Here is a 20,328-nt window from a genome sequence, read left to right as displayed (position 1 = left end):
CATACACATGGACATACGGATTTCTGGATTTGACATAGAAGGCGAGATTGGCGAAGGCGCCATGGCGACGGTCTACCTGGCCACCCAGCGCTCGCTCGAACGCAAGGTGGCGCTCAAGGTGATGGCCGCCACGCTGGCCGCCGATCCGAGCTTCTGCGAGCGCTTTCTGCGTGAGGGCCGCACGCTGGCGCGTCTGTCACACCCGCACACCGTGACCATCCATGACATCGGCAATGTCGACGACCTGTATTACATGGCCATGGAGTTCTTGCCCAACGGCACGCTCAAAGAGCGCATTGCGTCTGGCCTGAGTGCCGAGCAGGGTTTGCTGTACATCCGGCAGATCGCCTCTGCACTGGGTTACGCCCATGATCAGGGGCTGGTGCACCGGGACGTCAAGCCGGCCAACATTCTGTTTCGCGCCGATGGCAATGCTGTACTGTCGGACTTCGGCATCGCCAAGTCGCTGGATGACCGCACGCAATTCACGCAGGCCGGTTTCGCGGTCGGTACGCCCAGTTACATGAGCCCGGAGCAGGCTCGCGGCCAGGATATCGATGGGCGTGCGGACCTGTATGCGCTGGGCGTAGTGTTGTATGAAATTCTGGTCGGCAAGCTGCCGTACAACGGTGTCGATGCGCTTTCCACGGCGCTGGCGCATCTCACCGAACCGTTGCCCGAGCTGCCGGTGCATCACGGCCGCTATCAGGACATTCTCACGCGTCTGCTGGCCAAGAACCCGGCCGAGCGCTTTCCTGACGCCAAGGCCTTGCTGGCCGCGCTGGACACGCTCGGGCTCGACGATACTGAGCGCACGGTGTTTCAGCCGTTGCTCAAGCCCGAAGCGCCACGCGACGAGCTTGCCGGTATGACGCCGGTGTCCATCGACATTCCGAGCGGCCCGCCGCCGGTGAGCGCGCCTCTTTTGATGCCGCCACCCGAGCTGATCCTGAGCAAAACCGCGCCGCCTGAGAAACGTCGGGTGCTGCCGCTGGCCTTGCTCACCGTGGCCATTGCTGCGGCGATTGGAGCCGGCGGTTACTGGTTTTTGCGGGGCGACGTGCATGATGCTGACGTGCGCGATGCCAAGGCGCAGACCAAGCCACCGGAGACTGCTCCAACACCGGTTGCGGCGCAGACACAGCCTTCCTCCGTATCGTCCGACAGCGACGGTGGCCAGCGCCCGTTGCTGATGCCGGGCAAGAAAACTCTGTTTCAGCGCGTCCTGAGCAAGCCAGGTACGCGCTATGCCAGTGAACCTGGCGCTTCCGCCGGGGAGGAACTGCCCGCATTTTCCGTGCTGTACGTTTATCAACGCCAGACGGTCAATGGCAGCCAGTGGCTAAGGGTCGGCGCTGCCAGCGACGGGCGCAGCGAGGGCTGGTTGCCTGCCGAGCAGGTCAGTGATTGGAAACAGAGCCTGGTCTTGAAATTCACCGAACGCTCCGGACGTGCGCCAGTGATGTTCGTGCGCCAGCCCGAGCAACTGGAAAAACTGATTGCTGATCCTGCGGCAGCCAAAAAGCTGCTGCTCGATGCTCAGAAGCATGCCGAAGACAATACTCAGGTGCTGGCCCTGGAGCCTGCCGCCAGCGCAGTGCCTCAGGATCAGTTTTACCTGCTGCCGATTTTCGAGTCGCAAGAGAGCTTCGATGAAAACGGCCAGCCGGTTCAACTGTTGAACGTGGCCTCGATCGATCCAGGCAACCTGCCGCAAAAGACGGCGGGCAATGAAGTCAGGGCCGCTCAAAGTGCCGATGCCTTCCGCACAGCGGTGGTGCTGGTCGTGGACACCTCGGTGTCGATGCAGCCCTACATCGATCAGGTCCGCGAGGTGGTGCATGGCTTGCAGGAAAAAATCGCCCAGCGCGGCGAGCTGGACAGCGTCAGTTTCGGTCTGGTGGGTTTTCGTAACAACATCAGTAAAACCCCGGGTCTCGAGTATCTGACCAAAACCCTGGTCACTCTGGATCAGGGCCGTGACCCGCAGCGCTTCATGGAACTGGCCGGGCAGGTCAAGGCCACGTCAGTCTCCAGCCATGCGTTCAACGAGGACTCCTTTGCCGGGGTGATGCAGGCGGTCAACGAGATGGACTGGTCGGGCTATGGTGGCCGGCTGATCCTGTTGGTCAGCGATGCCGGATCGCTGCGCAAAAGCGATCCGCTGAGCAGTACCCAGATGAACGAGGCCGAGGTGCGTCAGGCGGCGCTTGGCAAGCAGATCAAGATTTTTGCCCTGCATCTGCGTACCGATGCGGGCAAGAAAAATCATGCCTCGGCCGAGCAGCAATACCGCACGCTGACTGCCGATGCGAACCCGCAGATCGGCAACCTTTACATCCCGGTGGCGGGCGGCGATGTCCGCCAGTTTGGCGCGCGCGTCGACGAGATAGGTTCGGTGTTTGCCGACCTTGTGCATCAGGTCCGCAGTAATCCGTCGCAAGCCGTGCCGGTCCTGACCGCAGCACCGAGTATCGCCGAAAAAACTGCGGCAGTCGGTTATGCCATGCACATGGATTTTCTGGGCCGCAAGTCGGCCAGCCAGGCCCCCCAACTGGTCAGCGCCTGGACGGCCGACCGGGACGTCACCAATCTGAAGCTTCCGGCGTTTCAGGTGTGTGTGATGCTAACCAAATTGCAGCTTAACGACTTGCAGCAGTCGCTCAAACTGATCGTGGACGCTGCCCGCAAGACCAAAACCTCGCCCAAGGACTTCTTTCAGGAAATCGCCAGCGCCAGTGCTTACATGAGTCGTGATCCGTCAGCCTTGCGCAAGGGCGGGAATCTGACTGAAGGCGGCATCCTGGGCGAATATCTGGAGGGGCTGCCGTACCGCAGCAAATCGCTGAACATGACCCAGGATCTGTGGCTGTCCCTGAGCGTGGCTGAGCAGGAAGATTTCATCGATGAGCTGGATTCGAAAATCCGCCTCTATGAAACCTTTCATAACGATCTGGCCAACTGGGTACGCTTTGGCGATGCCGAGCCGGGTGATGCGTTGTACCGCGTTCCATTGTCGACGCTGCCGTGATGCTGAGTCTGCGCGAGGTACACAAGGCCCGAGGGCAGGGCAGTCAGCGCTACAGCCTGGTGATCCCGCGTCTGGAACTGCGTGCCGGGCAGCAATATGCACTGGTCGGACCCAGCGGCTGTGGCAAAAGTACCCTGCTGGATATTCTGGCGCTGGTGTCGGTCCCCGACCGGGTGCAGCGCTTCGATTTCGCGACCTCTGCAGGCGAGTACGATATCGCTGAGCTGTGGCGCGAAGGTCTGCAGAAGCAGCTGGCGGATTTGCGCAGTCGACACCTCGGCTACGTACTTCAAACGGGCGGGCTGCTGGGTTATCTGGATGTGCAGAGCAATATCGGACTGTCGCGCAAGCTGTTGGGGCTGGCCGACGACGGCACGGTCGGGCAACTGGCCGAGCAGTTGGAAATTGGCGATCAACTGCGCAAGAAGCCTGCTGCCCTTTCGGTCGGGCAACGCCAGCGGGTCAGTTGTGCAAGGGCGCTCGCGCATTCGCCGCAGTTGCTGCTGGCTGACGAGCCGACCGCAGCGCTGGACCCGCTCAATGCCGGCCGGGTTATGCAATTACTGCTCACCCAGGCAAAGAAACAGAACGCCTGCTGCCTGATTGCAACTCACGATGAAACGCTTGCCCGCAGCGCCGGGCTTGCAGTGTTGCGCATTGAATGTCGGCGTGATGCCGACGGTGGCGTGACCGCAACGCTGGGAGAGCCGAACTGATGCGCGTGCCTCTCATCGCCAGTCTGGCCTGGCAGGACTATCGCAGCGAAAGCCGACTGTCCGCCTGTAACGTATTGGCTCTGGTCGCGGTGATCGCACCTTTGCTGGTGTTGTTCGGCCTCAAGTTCGGCCTGGTCGGCAGCCTCACCGAACGTCTGGAGCAAGACCCGGCCGTGCGCGAAGTCATTCCGCTAGGCGGCGGTCGTTTCACGGCGCAATTCATCGACAGCCTGGCCGCGCGCCCGGACGTCAGCTTTGCACTGCCCAGAACCCGGCAGATAGCCGCAACCGCTGATCTGTCGCTGAACAACCAGCTGCTTAACGTCGAGATGATTCCGACTGCACAGGGCGACCCGCTGTTGAGTGGCCTGCTTCCGCCTCCGGGGCTGGACAGCGTTGTGCTGAGCAGAACCGCCGCAGAAAAGCTCAATGCACGGGCCGGCGACTGGCTTGATGCCGCGTTCACCCGTCAGGTGTCAGGTGTGCTTCAGACGCAACGTACTCGGCTGCGTGTCTCGGCGGTGCTGCCGCTTGAAGCGTTTCAGCGTGATGCGTTATTTGCATCGTTGGGGCTGTTGCAGGCCGCTGAAGATTATCGTGACGGCCGCGCTGTGCCTGTATTGGGCTGGCCGGGCGAGTCAGCGCCGCAAGCGCAGCGCATCTATCCGGCCTTCCGGTTGTATGCGCGCAACCTGAATGATGTCGAAACGTTGCGCCACTACTTCGCCGAAAACGGCCTGCTGGTGTCGACTCAGTCGCAAGCCATCGCCCAGGTTCAGTCGCTGAGCCGCAATCTTTCAATCGTGTTCTGGATCATCTCCGGTCTGGCCCTGTGCGGCGCCTGCGCAGCAATCTTTGCAGGGGCTCTGGCCTCTGTCGAGCGCAAACGCCGTGAGCTTTCAGTGCTGCGCCTGCTGGGTTTCAGTACCGGCGCATTGCTGTTGTTCGTGGTATTGCAGGCCATTTACAGCGGCGCATTGGCGGCTCTGACTTCCGCCGCGTTGTACGGCGTGGCCGAACTGGGCCTGAATCGTCTGTTCGTGCAGGTGTCCGGCGAATACGCCAGCCATCTGCTCGCTCGTCATTACCTCGTGGCCCTGTTGGCCGTGCTGGGTGCCAGCGCTGTTGCTGCGGCGCTGGGCGGCCTGCGCGTGGCCCGAATCGAAGCTTCGGAAGGAATCAGAGATGTTTGAGTTGCGCAGAGCTGCCCTGAGGCTGGTGATCGCTTCGCTGTGCGTGTCGTCGTTCAGCGCTTTTGCGGATGACAACGGCACGCTGGATAACCCCAAGCCCTTGGCGGATGACATCAGCCTGCCGCTGCCGTGTGACGGCGAAATGGTGTTTCGTTACGTTTACGTGCTGGCTCAGGGCAGCCTGGACGACCGCGAGATCAACCTCGGCTATCCGTTCAGCGAAGGCGAGGCGGGCTATAAGCAGTCGTTCATTTCCGGTTATCGCCGCGACTTCATCAACGGCCAGTTCACGCTGAAGGATTTGCCCGGTGACTGGCGCAAGGTGATCGGCCCGCTGCTGCCGAAAACCGATGCCGGAACACCGCTCAAACCGATGATGTATTTCATCGGCAAATACGAGGTCACCGCGCGGCAGTATGCGCAGGTCATGTCGCAAGCGCAGTCCCTCGCCAACGGCGAAGCAGCACCCGCCTGTGACGCGCCGACCGGCATGGCAGGGCGCTTGCCCAAGGTCAAGTTGTCGCGCTTCGAGGCCGAGCGCTTTGGCGCGGTATACAGCGCCTGGCTGTTGAAAAATCACCGGGATCTGCTGCCGGTCAGCGGGCGCGGTAGCGACACAGAAGACGGCGGGGTCGGCTTTGTCCGCCTGCCGACCGAGGTCGAGTGGGAGTTTGCGGCACGCGGAGCGCAAGCCGTCAGTCGTCAGGACATGGACGGGCGTCTGTTTCCACGGCGCATCGAGGGCAGCGAGGGCGATGGTCCTCTGGCCGATTGGGCGGTGTTCAACCAGGTCGCTGGCGGCACCGGGCAGGCGGCGCGGCTGATGCCTGTCGGTACGAAGCTGCCCAACCCCATCGGCATGTTCGACGTGATAGGCAATGCGGCGGAAATGGTCCAAGAGTCATTCCAGCTGGTGCATGCCGGACGTCGTCAGGGGGCCTATGGCGGTTTTGTGGCCAAGGGCGGGAATTACCTGGAGGGCGAGGGCACGCTGTTTACCGGCATGCGTCGCGAGTACCCGCTGTTCGCCGCCGACGGTACCGAGCAAAACAACGAAACCACCGGCTTTCGGGTCGCCATCGGGGCGCTGTCCGCGCCGCGCTCACGCTACAAGGAATTGTTCGAACAATGGCAGAAGGAAGGCCGTCTGGCGGCGCTGACCGATGACATCACCGATACCGATGATCCGACCAAACGTCTGGACAGCATCATTGCCGCCAGTGCCGATCCTCGTCTGCAAGCCGAATTGGGGCTGGTCAACGAAGAACTGAAACGCAACGTCTCGCTCATCGCCCGGCAGCGCGAGGAAGCCGCTGGCAACCTGATCCAGTCCGCTGCGCTGGTGGCCGAGACCATCAGTAACTACAACATTCGCCTGACCAATCTGAAGAAAAGCCAGCAACAGGCCGCTGCGGCAAAGGACGAAACCGGCGCCAGGCTGTATGCCATTGCAATCGACAATGGCCGCAGCGCGCTGGACGGTGCGGTGGCGATCTATATCGACAACCTGGCGACCGGCACGCGTTACACCGATGCGGTGATTCAGGCGCAGTTTCAGCGGATCAAAGAAGAGCTTAATCGCAAACCGGTCATCGGCAGGAGTCTGGTGTCCAGGGCAACGTTGTTCGTTCGCCATGTCGGTGAGTACCGCCAGCAAAAGCGGGCCGACCCGGAAACGATCTTGAAGCAATTGCTTGCGTCGGCCAGTCAGCAATGACTGGCCGGGGTGTGGGAAGCAAAGAAGGGACTCGGGTGGCATCAAGCTGCGCCGGGCTAGTCAATACCAACGAAGAGAATGCCAATATGCTTTTGTCCCGTAAACCGTTTGTCTCGGCCTCCAAAAGCCGTTCTCTGCTGCTGGCCACTGCCGGTTTCAGTGCTGTTCTGCTGACCGGTTGCGCGAGTTCGCCGGTATCCAGAGTCGGCGCGACCACCAAGGTCGAGTATTACCCTTCTTGCTACGAGCCGGTGCAGCATCTGCGTCAGACAGACTCGGACACGACCAAATCGGTTGCTACCGGCGCCGCGTTGGGCGCGGTCGGTGGTGCGCTTGCCGGTGCGTTGACAGGTGACTCGGACAAGCGCGCACGGAATGTGGCGATTGGCGCAGCAGGCGGTGCTCTGGTGGGCGGCGCAGCGGGTTACTACACCGAGCGTCAGAAGCAGATCACCGATGACAAGGCGCGCATCGCTTCCTACTCCACCGACATCAGCAAAAGCGCTGCCGATATCGACCGCAGCACTGCTTATGCCAAGGCTTCGCAGACCTGCTACCAGCGTGAGTTCAGCAACCTGATTTCAGGTCGCAAATCGAACAAGATCAACGCCGACGAAGGCCGCAAGCGCCTGGCCGAGATCGTGGCCGGGCTCAAAGAGTCCAACGACCTGATCGCCGCCGTCAACGGTCGCGCCACCGAAGACCTGAGCAGCTACACCCAGGCTTACGAGAAAGACCTGCAGCAGGTTGGTGTGAAACGCAATGACGTCGTCGTTGTTGCCAATGCCGAGACTGCGCCGGTTGCCGCCACTTCGACCAAAAAGAACGGCAAAGCCAAGCAACCGGCCAAGGTGAAACTGCCAGCCGTGCCGAAAGAAGCGGTGGGTACCGAGAAAGAACTGCAACAGGCCAAGGTCAAACAGGCTGAAAGCCAGCAGGTGGTTACCGCCGGTAAGAGCGAAGTCGAAAAAATGTGCAAAAGCCCTGATGTAAGCGACTGGGCTCCAGTGCCTTGCCCTAACGTCTGAGTGTTTTGACGTATGGATTCGCCGATCTCCTGCGGGAGGTCGGTGAAGTTTTCCGGGATTCAAGGAAGATCAATGTCTCAAGCAATGATCGGGCTGACCAACAGCCCTTCGCAGGTGCTGGCTCGCCAGCAGATTGCGGGCAAAATCAATACTCAGCGGCTTTTCGCCGCCATCGATTCCGACCCTGGCATCGTCGGTGCCGGTGTTGTCTACGTCGACGCCGATTTCAACGTGGTAACCCTTCGAGAATTCACGCCGATCTGCAGCATCAAACCCAAGCGGGTTATTTTGCGGGAGGCGAAAAAATACATAGCACCCCAACAGTTCGCCAGAGACGTGCAGACCAACCCTCGTGAATCGCGTCTGCTCTACGAGGCGTTCAGCGCCACGATGTCTTGTGGCGGCGCGATTCTGGGCTGGATCGCGGTGTTTGGCAGTGGGGCTGCCGTACCGTTTACAGGCGGCACCAGTCTGGTCATCACGGCCATCGGCTATGCTTCCACCGCAGCCAGTACGGCACAATGTGGCATCGGTCTGGCGAGAACCATCAACGAAATACAAAGCCCCGAAGCGAATGATCGGCTAAGCGATTCCGAGTTGTACAACACCATCAGCTCGGTGCTGGATATTGCGTCCCTGGCAGGGGTTGGCGCCACCGGCCTGACGACGTACAAACTGATGCAAGCGAAGAAGGCTGCAACGGGACGCAGTTGGTACGACCTCACTAAAGAGCTCAATCGGCAGCAGCGCAAACAGCTGACCGACGAGTTGCTGACACTTCAGAATCCGAAGTTGACTGCCAGGCTACTGAAACTCAAACAACGAAGTGGCGAATTGCCTACGCGTTTGACGTCAACCCAGCTTAAAGCCGCTACCGTCATTCAGTTTCAGGATGTCTTGAGCATGGGCGTCGGGTTGGTCGGAAGCAATTATGTGCAAACCTTCGCGGTGGGTCTGTATGAGGAAATCACCGAATGACCGACCGCCACAATTACTACGCCTTTCGCGCGCGCTACTTTCCGTCGTTCCTGGGATCGATGTTCCTGACTCTTTTTGCGGTGGTCATCGCCACTTCGCAGGTCAGCCATGTCTGGTTTGGCGACGTTGCCGACATTGGCATGTATCAGGTCGTGTTTCTGATTGGCGCATCAATGCTGCTCGCGCTCGCAGGCTTGTTGATCAGTCGTGGACGTAGTTGGGGCGTTTGGGGGCTGGTGGCGATGATGGTGGCGAGTCTGTTGGCGGTGCTGACTGCGTATCCGTCGAATGGTCCGGGGGGGCTCGTGTTCATCTACGTGCTGGGTCTGATTTTTCCGCTGCTGGGTCTGTTGCTGCTCAACAGCAAGTTGCACAGGGAAATGCGTGCGGAGTTCGTGGCTTTGCGGTTCGAGCGCAAGGAAAGCAGTGTTGACGCGCGTCGTCAGGACATGCTGGAAAAAAACCGTGAGAGGCTGCGCAGGAACAAGGCGCGACACAAGTAGGCAATTTCCCGCAGCCAACAAAAAACCCGCCGAAGCGGGTTTTTCCAAGACCATCCCGACTCCCTGTCGGCCGCCTCCCAGGCGATGGTCGATCATCCTTGATCGTGGTGAACTCCTGTTCACCACTTGATGGATCCAATATTACGGCGTGTGCAGCGGCTCAGAAATAGCCAACTGACTCCAGTGCGTGTAAGCCTTTCGCTATACCTGACTTTTCCACGTCTGAGCGTGAAGTGAGAGGGCGGTTATTCTGGCGTCAGGTATTTATTGAATCGTATCGATTAGCCGACGGCAAAATGCAGGCAATAAAAAACCCGCCGAAGCGGGTTTGTACCAAGACCATTCCAACTCCCTGTCGGCTGCCTTCCCGGCGATGGTCGATCGTCCCTGATCCTGGTGAACTCCTTGTTCACCAGTTGTTGGATCCAATATTACGGGGCACGCTGACATTGCAAAATAGCCAATTTCCTCGATTACGTGTAAGCCTTAGCTTACATGCGTGTGGGAAATAATCGATTTCCGGCTTTGCCCATGCACACGCATAAAGCCTGCAGGCCATAGAAAACAAGGCGTTAACGCCGGTTCAGGGCAAGAACGTCGCTGCTACCTCGCAATAACGCTGCTTGGCATTTTTACTCGCTTCATCACGATCTCGCGCCGAACGCTTGCTCCACTCACGGCACTGTTCTTTGAAATTGACCTGTGCCGACTTGCGGCATTCGCTTCTTTCCAATGAATGGCTGGCGAAGTTTTCACAGACGCTGTCGCCGTCGATGGTGTTGCCGTACACGCGCCATTGCGCGCTATAGCGATTGCGGCCATTCCATTCGCGGATCGAAACGGTTGCGACGCTGTAAGGCCTGGATGACCGCGCAGGGTTACGCGTTGCATTGGTTTTGAAGTCGGCCATGTAGCTCGCAGAGACCATGCCTTTGGCTGCTTCCGCCTGAACGGGGCGCGGCACCTGGCCGAATCGGCAGTTGGCCACACTCTCATCGATGACATTGCCGTTTTTCATGCAGTTGTCCAGCGGCTGCACGGCGGCGGGGTGTTGCGTGGTTGCTGCGACAGGCAAAAGCTCTGCCGTCTTACGCAATTGCGCAGGGGCTGCGGCGGCTGGCGCGGGTTGCGGCTGGATATCGATTGTCGTGGCGTCAGGTGCTGGCTGTTCGACAGGGGGAAGGGGTACCGCTTTGGGACCTTTCAGGTGTGAAGCGATCAGCCCGGCGAGACATAAGGTAACGATCAAGCCTGCCAGCCACAGCCCGTAGGGTTTTGAACGGCGAGGCGCAGCAACGCGCTTTCGACGTGGATGCGAGCCCAGCACAACGTCGACCTGACCTGGCACGAGGCGCTGGATGCGAATAATCCCGTCGTCCTCGGGTTGCTGTAGGGATTCCATTCCTGCTCCTGATCAAGCGTTGTCCGTGCATGATATTACAATGCTATCGGCTGGGTATCGGGTTTCTGCAACGCTTTGGTGCTAGGTGCATTGAACTTGGCGCGCTAAGGTTGTGGCCGTTTTGATTGCTACGGAAGGATCGCCCATGCACCAGCGTCTCGAACACGTATTCGGTTACACACAGTTCCGGCCCGGGCAGGAGGCTGCGATCAGCGCTGTGCTGGCCGGGCGTTCGGCTGCGGCGATCTTTCCGACGGGTTCTGGCAAGTCGCTATGTTACCAATTGCCTGCGTTGATGTTGCCGCATTTGACGCTGGTGGTTTCGCCGTTGCTGGCGCTGATTCAGGATCAACTGGCCTTTCTGCACCGCCATGGCATTTCGGCGGCGAGCATCGATTCGGCGCAAAGCCGCGAGGATGTCGCAGACGTCATGGCCAGGGCGCGTTCCGGCGAGCTGAAGATCCTGATGATCTCGGTCGAGCGCCTTAAGAACGAGCGCTTCCGTAACTTCATTGCGCAAGTGCCGATTTCCTTGCTGGTGGTCGACGAGGCGCACTGCATCTCGGAATGGGGGCATAACTTTCGGCCCGACTACCTGAAGCTGCCGGACTACCAGCGCGAGTTCAACATCCCCCAGGCCTTGCTGCTGACGGCGACCGCCACGCCGCAAGTCATTATCGACATGCAGGACAAGTTCGCCATCGCCCCCGAGGATGTGATCACCACCGGGTTTTATCGCGCCAATCTGCACCTGTGGGTCAAACCGGTCAGCGGGCGTGACAAGCGGCGACGGCTGGTCGAGTGGCTCGATGGCAAGCGCGGGCAGCCGACCATTGTGTACGTGACGTTGCAAAAGACCGCCGAATACATTGCCGCGCACCTTGAGCAAAACGGTCTGCCGGCCAGCGCTTATCACGCCGGGCTGCCTAATGATCAGCGCGAGTCGATCCAGAAGCGCTTCATGGGCGGCAGCCTGAACTGCATTGTGGCGACCATCGCGTTCGGGATGGGCATCGACAAGAGCGACATTCGTAACGTGGTGCATTTCGACCTGCCCAAGTCCATCGAGAACTACAGCCAGGAAATCGGCCGGGCAGGGCGCGACGGGGCTGCATCCGACTGCCTGGTGCTGGCCAACCGCGACAGCCTCAACGTGCTGGAGAACTTCGTGTATGGCGACACGCCTGAACGCGAGGGCATCGCACGTGTGCTGGACGATTTGCTCAACGCACGGCATGACGGCCAATGGGAGTTTTTGCTCGGGCCGCTGGCCGATCTGAGCAACATTCGCCAGCTGCCATTGAAAACCCTGTTGGTGCAACTGGAACTGCGCGGCATCATCGCGCCGCGTTACGCGTATTTTGCGGAATATCGTTTCAAGTTCCTGCTACAGCCCGCTGACCTGATGGCGCGTTTCGAAGGCGAGCGACAGCAATTCGTGCAGGCGCTGATCAACACGTCCAGCCGGGCAAGGACCTGGGCCACCGTCGATTTCGATGCGATGTACCAGCAATACGGCGCCGAGCGTGGGCGCGTGGTCAAGGCGCTGGATTACTTTCAGGAAAAGGGCTGGATCGAGCTTGAAAGCAAGCAGATGACCGAGGTGTACAGCCTGCTGCGCAGCGATTTTGACCCGCAGGCGCTGAGCACTGAACTGCATGACTATTTTGCTCACCACGAAGCCACTGAGGTGGCACGCATTCACGCGATGCTGGAAGTGTTCTCCAGCGATCAGTGCCTGACCCATCGTCTGGCCCGCTACTTTGGCGATCATCATGCACCTGAGCAGTGCGGGCATTGTTCGGTCTGCCATGGCGAAGTCGCGCACCTGCCAGAACCGCCGGCTCTGGAACCGCTGGCGAATCGGGACTTTCAGCAACTGTGTGGCGACTTTATCCACAAGCATCAGGACTATACTGGCCAGCCGCCAAGCGCTGAATGCCTGACCCGCTTCCTGTGCGGCATCAGCGTGCCATTGTTCACCAAACTCAAGGCCCGCGCGACCGCAGGGTTCGCTGTGCTGGAGGATTATCCGTATGCGCAGGTGAGGGTGTGGGTGCAGGGGATGCTGTAAAAAGAAACCGGCCGCTCAAGAGCGGCCGGTTCTGGACGTATCAACACTCAACGATCAAATCAGTCGCGATCGTGACGGCGATGGCCGTGGTGCTTGTTACGTTTATTACCCCGATATTCGCGGCCTCCACGATCCCGGCGATCAGCGCTCTGGCTCTTGTTGCCAAGATAGCTACCGAGTGCTGCGCCACCGCCACCACCCGCGGCTGCGCCTACCAGGCCGCTTGTACCGCTCCCGCCGCCTAGAACGTTACCGCCTGCTGCACCCAGACCGCCGCCAAGGGCCGCTTCTGTACGGTTGCGGCGGTCAGCGCCGAGGGCGCCACCTGCTGCGCCGCCCAGACCTGCACCGATCGCCGAAGCTCCAGTGCCGCCGAGCTGCTGGCCAACTGCTGCACCGATTGCACCGCCAGCCGCGCCGCCCAAGCCTGATTCGAGTGTTCCGCCTGCTGATGCGACACCACTTGCCAGAGCAAGAGACAACAACAGTATCGAGGAATACTTCATGTGTGGAATCTCATAGGGATGACGATGCGATATTGGTGTCAAGTTAAGAATGTAGCAATTCAAATCCGACGAGTAACACGTTTGCCACAAATAAGCCTAAGTTACTGTTTTAAATAAGGAACTTAAATTCAAAAACACAGTCTCAGGTTACTTGCAAAAGGCCCGTTTCAAATGAAACGGGCCTTTTGCATGGGCGACTCAAAATTACTCTGAGCGTCAGACAATCCGCGCCGATTCTGCCGAGCGCTCAAGGCGGATCGCCACGAACTTCGACGTCGGCGTGCTGCTGCCTTCACCGACGCTTTCCAGCGGCACCAGCGGGTTGACCTCGGGATAGTAAGCCGCAGCCTGACCTGCCGGGATATCGAACGGCAGCAGCGTGAAGCCTTTGACGCGGCGTTCGCGGTTGTCGCCCCAGATCGAGATCAGGTCGGCTTTCTGACCCGGCTGGAAGCCCAGGCGAATGATGTCCGCCTCGTTGACGAACAGCACGTCGCGCTGACCTTTCACGCCGCGATAACGGTCGTCCAGGCCATAAATCGTGGTGTTGTACTGGTCGTGGGAGCGCATCGACTGCATGATCAGGTCCGGAACTTCACCGGTCGAGCTGATGCCTTCATGGATAAGCTTGAGCGGCAGCGCGTTGGACTTGAAGTTGGCGCGGGTCGATGCGGTATTCCAGCGCCGCGCACCGGCGGCATTGCCCAGATAAAACCCGCCAGGATGCTTGATGCGCTCGTTGAAGTCCTTGAAGCCAGGAATGGTGTCGGCGATCAGCTCACGAATACGGTTGTAGTCTTCCACCAGCCACAACCAGTCCACCGGTTTTTTGCCCAGTGTCGCGTTGGCGATACCGGCAATGATGGAAGGCTCCGAGCGCATCTGCTTCGACAGCGGCTGCAACTGACCGTTGGAGGCGTGCACCATGCTGAACGAATCTTCCACGGTGACGGCTTGCGGGCCGTTAGCCTGAATGTCGATATCGGTACGACCAAAGCACGGCAGGATCAATGCGTCCTTACCGTGGAACAGGTGGCTGCGGTTGAGCTTGGTGCTGATCTGCACCGTCAAATCACAATTGCTGAGGGCTTCGGCGGTGCGATGGCTGTCCGGGGTTGCCTGCGCGAAGTTGCCGCCCAGCGCGATGAACACCTTGGCACGGCCTTCGGCCATGGCATGAATCGCTTCGACCACGTTGTGCCCGTTGTCACGCGGCACCTGGAACTGAAAGCGTTTTTCCAGCGCATCGAGGAAGAACACCGGTGGGCGCTCGTTGATGCCCATGGTGCGGTCACCCTGCACGTTACTGTGACCGCGCACCGGGCATAGACCTGCGCCAGGGCGGCCAATGTTGCCGCGCAGCAGCATCAGGTTGGCGATTTCCTGAATGGTCGCCACCGAGTGACGATGCTGGGTGATCCCCATCGCCCAGCACATGATGACGTTCTTGCCTTTGGCATACATGCGCGCCGACTGCTCGATGTCAGTCAGCGGCAGGCCGGACTGCTCAACGATCTCGTCCCACGATGTTTCATCAATGGCCGCCAGGTAATCCAGCACGCCTTCGGTGTGTTCGTTAAGGAACGCGTGGTCAAAAACCGACGGTTCATTCGCCAATTGTGCATCACGTTCCCATTGCAGCAGGAACTTGGCCATGCCGCGCAGCAGTGCCATGTCACCGCCCAATGCAGGGCGGAAATAAGCGGTATTGGTCGGGCGGTCGCCGTTGGTGAGCATTTCAACCGGGTGCTGCGGGTGCTGGAAACGCTCCAGACCACGCTCTTTGAGCGGGTTGACGCAGACCACCTGAGCGCCGCGCTGTACCGCTTCACGCAACGGCTCCAGCATGCGCGGGTGGTTGGTGCCGGGGTTCTGGCCGAGGACGAAGATGGCATCAGCGTGTTCGAAATCATCGAAGGTCACGGTGCCTTTGCCGACGCCGACGCTTTGCGACAGCGCAACGCCACTGGCTTCGTGGCACATGTTCGAGCAGTCAGGGAAGTTGTTGGTGCCGTAGGCGCGAACGAACAGCTGATACAGATAAGCCGCTTCGTTGCTGGCGCGGCCCGAGGTGTAGAACTCGGCCATGTTCGGGCTGGGCAGGTTGTTCAGGTGTTTGGCGATCAGCGCATACGCGTTATCCCAGCTGATCGGCTTGTAACGGTCGGTTTCTGCGTCGTAAACCATCGGCTCGGTCAGACGACCCTGATATTCGAGCCAGTAATCGCTCTGCTCCAGCAGCGAGCTGACGCTGTAGCGCGCAAAAAAGGCCGGGTCGACGCGGCGCTTGGTGGCCTCCCAGTTGACCGCCTTGGCACCGTTCTCGCAAAACTTGACCATGCCGCTTTCCGGCGAATCACCCCACGCGCAGCCCGGGCAGTCGAAGCCGCCGTTCTGGTTGGTCTTGAGCATCATGCGCAGGTTTTTCAGCGCGTTGTCACTGCCCAGCCAGGCCTGAGTCACGCTGATCAGTGCGCCCCAGCCGCCTGCCGCGCCTTTGTACGGCTTGTAGCGGGGGGTAGGTGTCTTGTCGGCTTGATGATGAGTGCTCACGGTTGAATCTCCATCGCAGGGCTATAAACCCGCGGCGCACTGTGCTGCGGCAGGTGAATTAAATTGAGGTTGTGACGGCGAGCCCATTGCAGGGCAAGTCCGGTGGGCGAAGACAGGCTGACCAGGGTCTGGATGCCGGCGCGCAATACTTTCTGAATCAGTTCCAGGCTGCAGCGGCTGGTCACGATAGCCGCGCCGCCGACAGTCGAAATGCCTTGGCGCACCAGTGCGCCGATCAGCTTGTCCAGCGCGTTGTGGCGGCCGATGTCTTCACGGCCCAGCAGCAACTGGCCATTGCCGTCCATGAACACCGCCGCGTGTACGGCGCCGCAATGGCGGCCGAGGGGCTGGAATTCGCCGATGCGCTGGCGCAGGCCTTCCAGCCATTCAATCGGCGGCAAGGGCGCGCCGGGCAGGACGTTCAGTTTCGGCAGCGCCTGTTCGACCGCTTCAACACCGCACAATCCGCAGCCGCTGGTGCCGGCCATTTGTCGGCGCTGCTGCTTGAGCTCCCAGAACGCGCGGCTGGCGATTTCGACCTCGGCCTGCATCGCCGAGCCGCAACCGCTGAGTTTGAAGTCGTAGATTTCATCGGGCGATGCAATGATGCCGCTGCCCAGGCTGAAGCCGACGATGAAGTCTTCCAGGTCGGTCGGGCTGACCAGCATGACGGCCTGGCTGATGCCGTTGTAAGCGATGGCCAACGCCACTTCTTCGGCAAGCGCGTTGCGTGCAGCGTCCTTGCCCTCGAGATTCGAGTAGCTGTAAGACTGACTTGCGTCGGGGGCGGGCGCAGGAACGGGCGCCGAGCTGACCTTGCGCGTAACGGGCATGGGCTTAAGTACCGGCAGATTGACATCTGCAAGACTAGGCGTCTTATTGCATATCGTCTAATCGCTAGTGCTGATGCCTCGATAGATAACGTCGATCAGCGTTTTAACGGGGTATTTCCGCGACCAGCGCAAAACATGCTTCAGCCAGCGCAGAACGCGGCGCACTGCGGCGCATGATCAGCCCGAGCCGCGCCAACGTGCGCGCATCGGCAATCGGATGCAGGCGCAAATGTTCAGTGAGCGTTTCCAGGCCACCGTCCAGCGGCATGATTGCGCAACAGAACCCGCCATGCACCGCTTGCAGCAACTGATGAACGGCATCGGTCTGGATCAGCGGATGAGGCTGCAGATTGCGACTGTGGAAGTTATGGTCGATCGATTGGCGAAAATGCATGCCGCTGGTCAGCATGCCCAAGGGCAGCTCGACCAGATCCGCCCAGCTCAGCGGTTTTTCGCCAAACGAAAAATGCCGCTGGTCGTACAGCAACCCCATGCGCGTGTCGTCCAGGGTCAGCGAATCGAAACGCTCGTTGTCCAGTCGCTCCAGATAAGACACGCCCAGATCGATGCGATTGCTCGCCAATTGCTCAAGCACTTGTTCGGAACTGAGTGATGACAGCTCGAAGCGCAGGTTGGGGTGCATCTGATGCAGCCGGTGCAACAGCGGCAACGGATCGAAACTCGACAGTGGCACCACGCCCAGGCGCAGGGTGCCGACCAGATGGCCTCGGCACGCGGCGGCTTCGGCCTGCAAGCCGTCGTAAGCGGCCAGTACCGTGCGCGCCCACGCCAGCACCCGTTCGCCGGGCGCCGTGAAACCTTCAAAGCGCTGGCCGCGATTGACCAGCGGCAAGCCAAGCTCTTCTTCCAGATTGCGCAAACGCATCGACAGCGTCGGCTGGGTGATATTGCAGCGCGCAGCCGCCTGGCCGAAGTGTCTCGTTTCATCGAGGGCGATCAGAAATTTGAGTTGCTTGATGTCCATATTCTCTCCGGTGGGCAGTCCAGGCCGCCGATTCTACGCGTTCAGGCTGAACCATGGTCGAGCAACGTTGGTCGGAAGCCTGCAGGCCTTGATTTATAAGGGCTACAGTTATAGCGGCATTCCTTGAACCACACTATGGGAGATCTAGAGAATGGGCCTTATCAGTTTTATCAAAGAAGCAGGCGAGAAAATTCTGGACGTGCTGACGTCAGACAAGGCTACCGACGAAGTGCTGAAAGAGCATATTTTCAAAGTCGGTCTGGGCAATCCCAATGTGCAGACCGAAGTCAACGGCAGCACTGTGATCGTCAAAGGCCAGGTCGCCAATCAGGAGGAAAGGGAAAAGATTGTCGTGACGCTGGGCAATATTCATGGCGTGGATAAAGTCGACGACCAAATGACTGTTGCGGGCGGCGAGACTGCTGAACCTCAATACGTCGAAGTGAAGTCGGGCGACACCCTCAGCGCTATTTCCAAGCGCGTGTATGGCGATGCCAACCAGTACCAGAAAATATTCGAAGCCAACAAGCCGATGCTCAAGGACGTAAACAAGATTTATCCGGGTCAGAAGCTTCGTATTCCCAGGTGATCTTAAACAGGTGCCCACTTTCAGGCGGGCACCTGTCAGTGTCACAACCCCTTGATCAGCTCGCGGTAGTCGTCCACTGCGGCAAACTCTTCGGTGTCTTTCGGGCCTTTCTGGCTGTTCGGCTGGCTGACGGCCAACAAGTGAGCAACGCCGAATTTCTGAGCGCTGCGCAAGACGGGCAGCGTGTCGTCGATAAACAGGCTGCGTGCCGGATCAAAATCGGTTTCGGCCTGCAAGGCGTCCCAGAATTGCTGGTTTTCCTTCGGGAAACCGTAGTCATGGGAGCTGATCATGCGCTCGAAGTAGGGCGCCAGTTCTATGCGCTCCATTTTCAGCGACAATGAATCTCGATGCGCGTTGGTGATCATGATCACGCGCTTGCCGGCGTCCTTGATGGCGGCCAGAAAGGTTTCTGCATCGGGGCGCAGAGCAATCATGTGCGCGATTTCACGTTTCAGGTCGCGCACCGATAATTTCAGCTCGGTGCTCCAGAAATCCAGGCAATACCAGTTGAGCGTGCCCGCGTTGTTTTCGAACAATGGTTTCAGTTCCAGCCAGGCCATGGCGAAGCTGACGCCATGTAATTCGGCGTAACGCTGCGGAAGGTGTTGCATCCAGAAGTGTTCGTCGTAATGCAGGTCGAGCAACGTGCCGTCCATATCCAGCAGGACGGTATCGATTTCGCTCCAGGGCATGGAAAGCATTCTGGCCTCGTCAGGGGGGTGGGTGTCGGGCAAGCATATCCGACACAGACTTCAGGAAAAGCTCGGTATAGTACCTCGCTCATGTAAAGGAGCCTGTCATGCGTCAGAAACCTACCGTACTTGCTCGTGCAATCGTTGCCAGCAGTCGTCTGTTCCGCGTTGAAGAGCTGCAACTGCGCTTTACCAACGGCGTCGAGCGGACCTACGAGCGTCTGGCCAGCAAAGGCGGCCCCGGCGCAGTGATGATCGTGGCCATGCTGGATGCCGACCACGCTGTATTGATCGAAGAATATTGCGGTGGCACCGATGAGTACGAGTTGTCTTTGCCCAAGGGCTTGATCGAGCCGGGCGAAGACGTGCTGGACGCCGCCAACCGTGAACTCAAGGAAGAAGCCGGGTTTGGTGCGCGCCATCTGGAGTTGCTTACCGAGCTGTCGCTGTCCCCGGGCTACATGAGCCAGAAAATCAAGGTGGTGCTGGCGACCGACCTTTACGAGGAGCGGCTGGAAGGTGACGAGCCCGAGCCGATTCGGGTCGACCGGATCAACCTTCGGGAACTGTCGAGCCTGGCGCAGAATGCCCAGTTCAGCGAAGGCCGCGCGCTGGCGGCGCTGTACCTCACCCGTGACCTGTTGACCCAGCGTGGACTGTTCCAGCCATGACCGATTCGCTGAAAAACCTGCCCCATCCGCTGCTCGCCCCGGTGATAGAGCTGGCACGACTGGCCGGGGACGTGATCCTGCCGTTCTGGCGCGCCAACGTCACCGTGACCACCAAAACGGACGATTCCCCGGTAACCGCCGCCGATCTGGCCGCCCATCAGGTGCTGGTCGAGGGCTTGCAAGCGCTTGATCCAAGCATTCACGTGCTGTCCGAAGAGGACGCCGACATCCCGCTCAGTGAGCGGGCGACGTGGGAGCGCTGGTGGCTGGTCGATCCGCTGGACGGCACCAAGGAATTCATTTCCGGCAGTGAAGAGTTCACCGTCAACGTCGCACTGATAGAGAACGGTCGCGTGGTGTTCGGTGTGGTCTCGATGCCGACCAACAACCGTTGTTATTTCGGCGGTGCCGGGCTGGGCGCCTGGCGCAGCGATGATAGTGATCACGTTGAGCCGATTGCGGTGCGCAATGAGATCGGCAACGGGCAGACGTTTACCGTTGTCGCCAGCCGCCGCCATTCCAGCCCCGAGCAAGAGCATTTGCTGGCCGGCCTGGCGAACGGGCTTGGACCGCTGCAATTGACTAATATCGGCAGTTCACTGAAGTTCTGCCTGCTGGCCGAAGGCGCTGCCGACTGCTATCCAAGGCTGGCCCCGACCTCGCAGTGGGACACCGCGGCGGCACAAGGCGTGCTTGAAGGCGCTGGAGGTGCGGTGTTGCAACTGGACGGCAAACCTTTCAGCTACCCACCCCGCGAATCGCTGCTCAACCCGTTCTTCCTGGCCCTGCCCGCCAACGCCGCCTGGCGCGAGAAACTGCTGGTACTGGCACAGTCCTGAAGCCGTTCACGCCGG

General features: G+C 59.8%; 17 protein-coding genes. 11 read left to right on the top strand and 6 right to left on the bottom strand.

The genetic code is table 11. From position 1 onward, the window contains the following. The first annotated feature begins 7 nt into the window (after positions 1-7). The 7 genes from ABJ99_RS13385 to ABJ99_RS13355 all read left to right on the top strand — a co-directional run bounded on the left by ABJ99_RS13385 (position 8) and on the right by ABJ99_RS13355 (position 9,166). On the top strand, positions 8-3,031 hold the full coding sequence (locus tag ABJ99_RS13385) for a serine/threonine-protein kinase (RefSeq protein ID WP_054086247.1): 3,024 nt from the start codon (positions 8-10) through the stop codon (positions 3,029-3,031). After that, the gene (locus ABJ99_RS13380) at positions 3,031-3,747 is read left to right on the top strand and encodes an ABC transporter ATP-binding protein (RefSeq protein ID WP_054086246.1); all 717 of its coding nucleotides are present in this window, start codon (positions 3,031-3,033) and stop codon (positions 3,745-3,747) included. Before ABJ99_RS13385 ends, ABJ99_RS13380 begins: the two co-directional genes overlap by 1 nt. Then, positions 3,747-4,940 carry an ABC transporter permease gene (locus ABJ99_RS13375; RefSeq protein WP_054086245.1) on the top strand — a complete coding sequence of 398 codons (1,194 nt, stop codon included), beginning with the start codon at positions 3,747-3,749 and terminating at the stop codon, positions 4,938-4,940. The genes ABJ99_RS13380 and ABJ99_RS13375 overlap by 1 nt, the downstream gene beginning before the upstream one ends. Next, positions 4,933-6,657, top strand: a complete 1,725-nt coding sequence (locus ABJ99_RS13370) for a formylglycine-generating enzyme family protein (RefSeq protein WP_054086244.1) — start codon at positions 4,933-4,935, stop codon at positions 6,655-6,657. The genes ABJ99_RS13375 and ABJ99_RS13370 overlap by 8 nt, the downstream gene beginning before the upstream one ends. Positions 6,658-6,743: 86 nt before the next feature. Beyond that, positions 6,744-7,685, top strand: a complete 942-nt coding sequence (gene tagQ / locus ABJ99_RS13365) for a type VI secretion system-associated lipoprotein TagQ (protein ID WP_007252932.1) — start codon at positions 6,744-6,746, stop codon at positions 7,683-7,685. 72 nt (positions 7,686-7,757) lie between these two features. Continuing rightward, positions 7,758-8,663 (top strand): hypothetical protein, encoded by a 906-nt coding sequence (locus ABJ99_RS13360; protein WP_054086243.1) that lies wholly within the window; start codon positions 7,758-7,760, stop codon positions 8,661-8,663. Further along, entirely contained in the window at positions 8,660-9,166 is a 507-nt protein-coding gene (locus tag ABJ99_RS13355; protein WP_054086242.1) for a hypothetical protein, read from the top strand. The genes ABJ99_RS13360 and ABJ99_RS13355 overlap by 4 nt, the downstream gene beginning before the upstream one ends. A gap of 583 nt (positions 9,167-9,749) precedes the next feature. Here ABJ99_RS13355 and ABJ99_RS13350 read toward each other — a convergent pair. Continuing rightward, on the bottom strand, positions 9,750-10,568 hold the full coding sequence (locus tag ABJ99_RS13350; protein ID WP_054086241.1) for a hypothetical protein: 819 nt from the start codon (positions 10,566-10,568) through the stop codon (positions 9,750-9,752). A 145-nt stretch (positions 10,569-10,713) separates the two neighbouring features. On the opposite strand from ABJ99_RS13350, the gene ABJ99_RS13345 reads away from it, so the two are divergent. Further along, positions 10,714-12,642 (top strand): RecQ family ATP-dependent DNA helicase, encoded by a 1,929-nt coding sequence (locus ABJ99_RS13345; protein WP_054086240.1) that lies wholly within the window; start codon positions 10,714-10,716, stop codon positions 12,640-12,642. A gap of 59 nt (positions 12,643-12,701) precedes the next feature. Here ABJ99_RS13345 and ABJ99_RS13340 read toward each other — a convergent pair whose 3' ends face one another. From ABJ99_RS13340 to ABJ99_RS13325, 4 genes are all read right to left on the bottom strand, one after another. Beyond that, on the bottom strand, positions 12,702-13,148 hold the full coding sequence (locus ABJ99_RS13340; protein ID WP_054086239.1) for a hypothetical protein: 447 nt from the start codon (positions 13,146-13,148) through the stop codon (positions 12,702-12,704). Between the two features lie 216 nt (positions 13,149-13,364). Further along, the gene (locus tag ABJ99_RS13335; protein WP_054086238.1) at positions 13,365-15,701 is read right to left on the bottom strand and encodes an FdhF/YdeP family oxidoreductase; all 2,337 of its coding nucleotides are present in this window, start codon (positions 15,699-15,701) and stop codon (positions 13,365-13,367) included. Next, positions 15,698-16,534 (bottom strand): formate dehydrogenase accessory sulfurtransferase FdhD, encoded by an 837-nt coding sequence (fdhD, locus tag ABJ99_RS13330; RefSeq protein WP_054086237.1) that lies wholly within the window; start codon positions 16,532-16,534, stop codon positions 15,698-15,700. The genes ABJ99_RS13335 and fdhD overlap by 4 nt, the downstream gene beginning before the upstream one ends. A gap of 103 nt (positions 16,535-16,637) precedes the next feature. Then, positions 16,638-17,519 carry a LysR family transcriptional regulator gene (locus tag ABJ99_RS13325; protein WP_054086236.1) on the bottom strand — a complete coding sequence of 294 codons (882 nt, stop codon included), beginning with the start codon at positions 17,517-17,519 and terminating at the stop codon, positions 16,638-16,640. Between the two features lie 151 nt (positions 17,520-17,670). On the opposite strand from ABJ99_RS13325, the gene lysM reads away from it, so the two are divergent. Next, on the top strand, positions 17,671-18,108 hold the full coding sequence (lysM, locus tag ABJ99_RS13320; RefSeq protein WP_054086235.1) for a peptidoglycan-binding protein LysM: 438 nt from the start codon (positions 17,671-17,673) through the stop codon (positions 18,106-18,108). A 41-nt stretch (positions 18,109-18,149) separates the two neighbouring features. Here lysM and yrfG read toward each other — a convergent pair whose 3' ends face one another. Continuing rightward, a complete protein-coding gene (gene yrfG / locus ABJ99_RS13315) occupies positions 18,150-18,812 on the bottom strand; it encodes a GMP/IMP nucleotidase (RefSeq protein WP_054086234.1) in 663 nt (220 codons plus the stop codon). 98 nt (positions 18,813-18,910) lie between these two features. Here yrfG and nudE point away from each other — a divergent pair, with 98 nt between their 5' ends. Beyond that, entirely contained in the window at positions 18,911-19,474 is a 564-nt protein-coding gene (gene nudE, locus ABJ99_RS13310; RefSeq protein WP_007252944.1) for an ADP compounds hydrolase NudE, read from the top strand. Next, a complete protein-coding gene (cysQ, locus tag ABJ99_RS13305; protein WP_054086233.1) occupies positions 19,471-20,313 on the top strand; it encodes a 3'(2'),5'-bisphosphate nucleotidase CysQ in 843 nt (280 codons plus the stop codon). Before nudE ends, cysQ begins: the two co-directional genes overlap by 4 nt. Positions 20,314-20,328: the final 15 nt, after the last annotated feature.

Source organism: Pseudomonas syringae pv. cilantro, from assembly GCF_001293775.1.
Taxonomy (GTDB): Bacteria; Pseudomonadota; Gammaproteobacteria; order Pseudomonadales; family Pseudomonadaceae; genus Aquipseudomonas; species Aquipseudomonas syringae_P.
The sequence above is the reverse complement of the archived record's forward strand: the minus strand, read 5'-3'. Positions and strand labels throughout refer to the sequence as shown.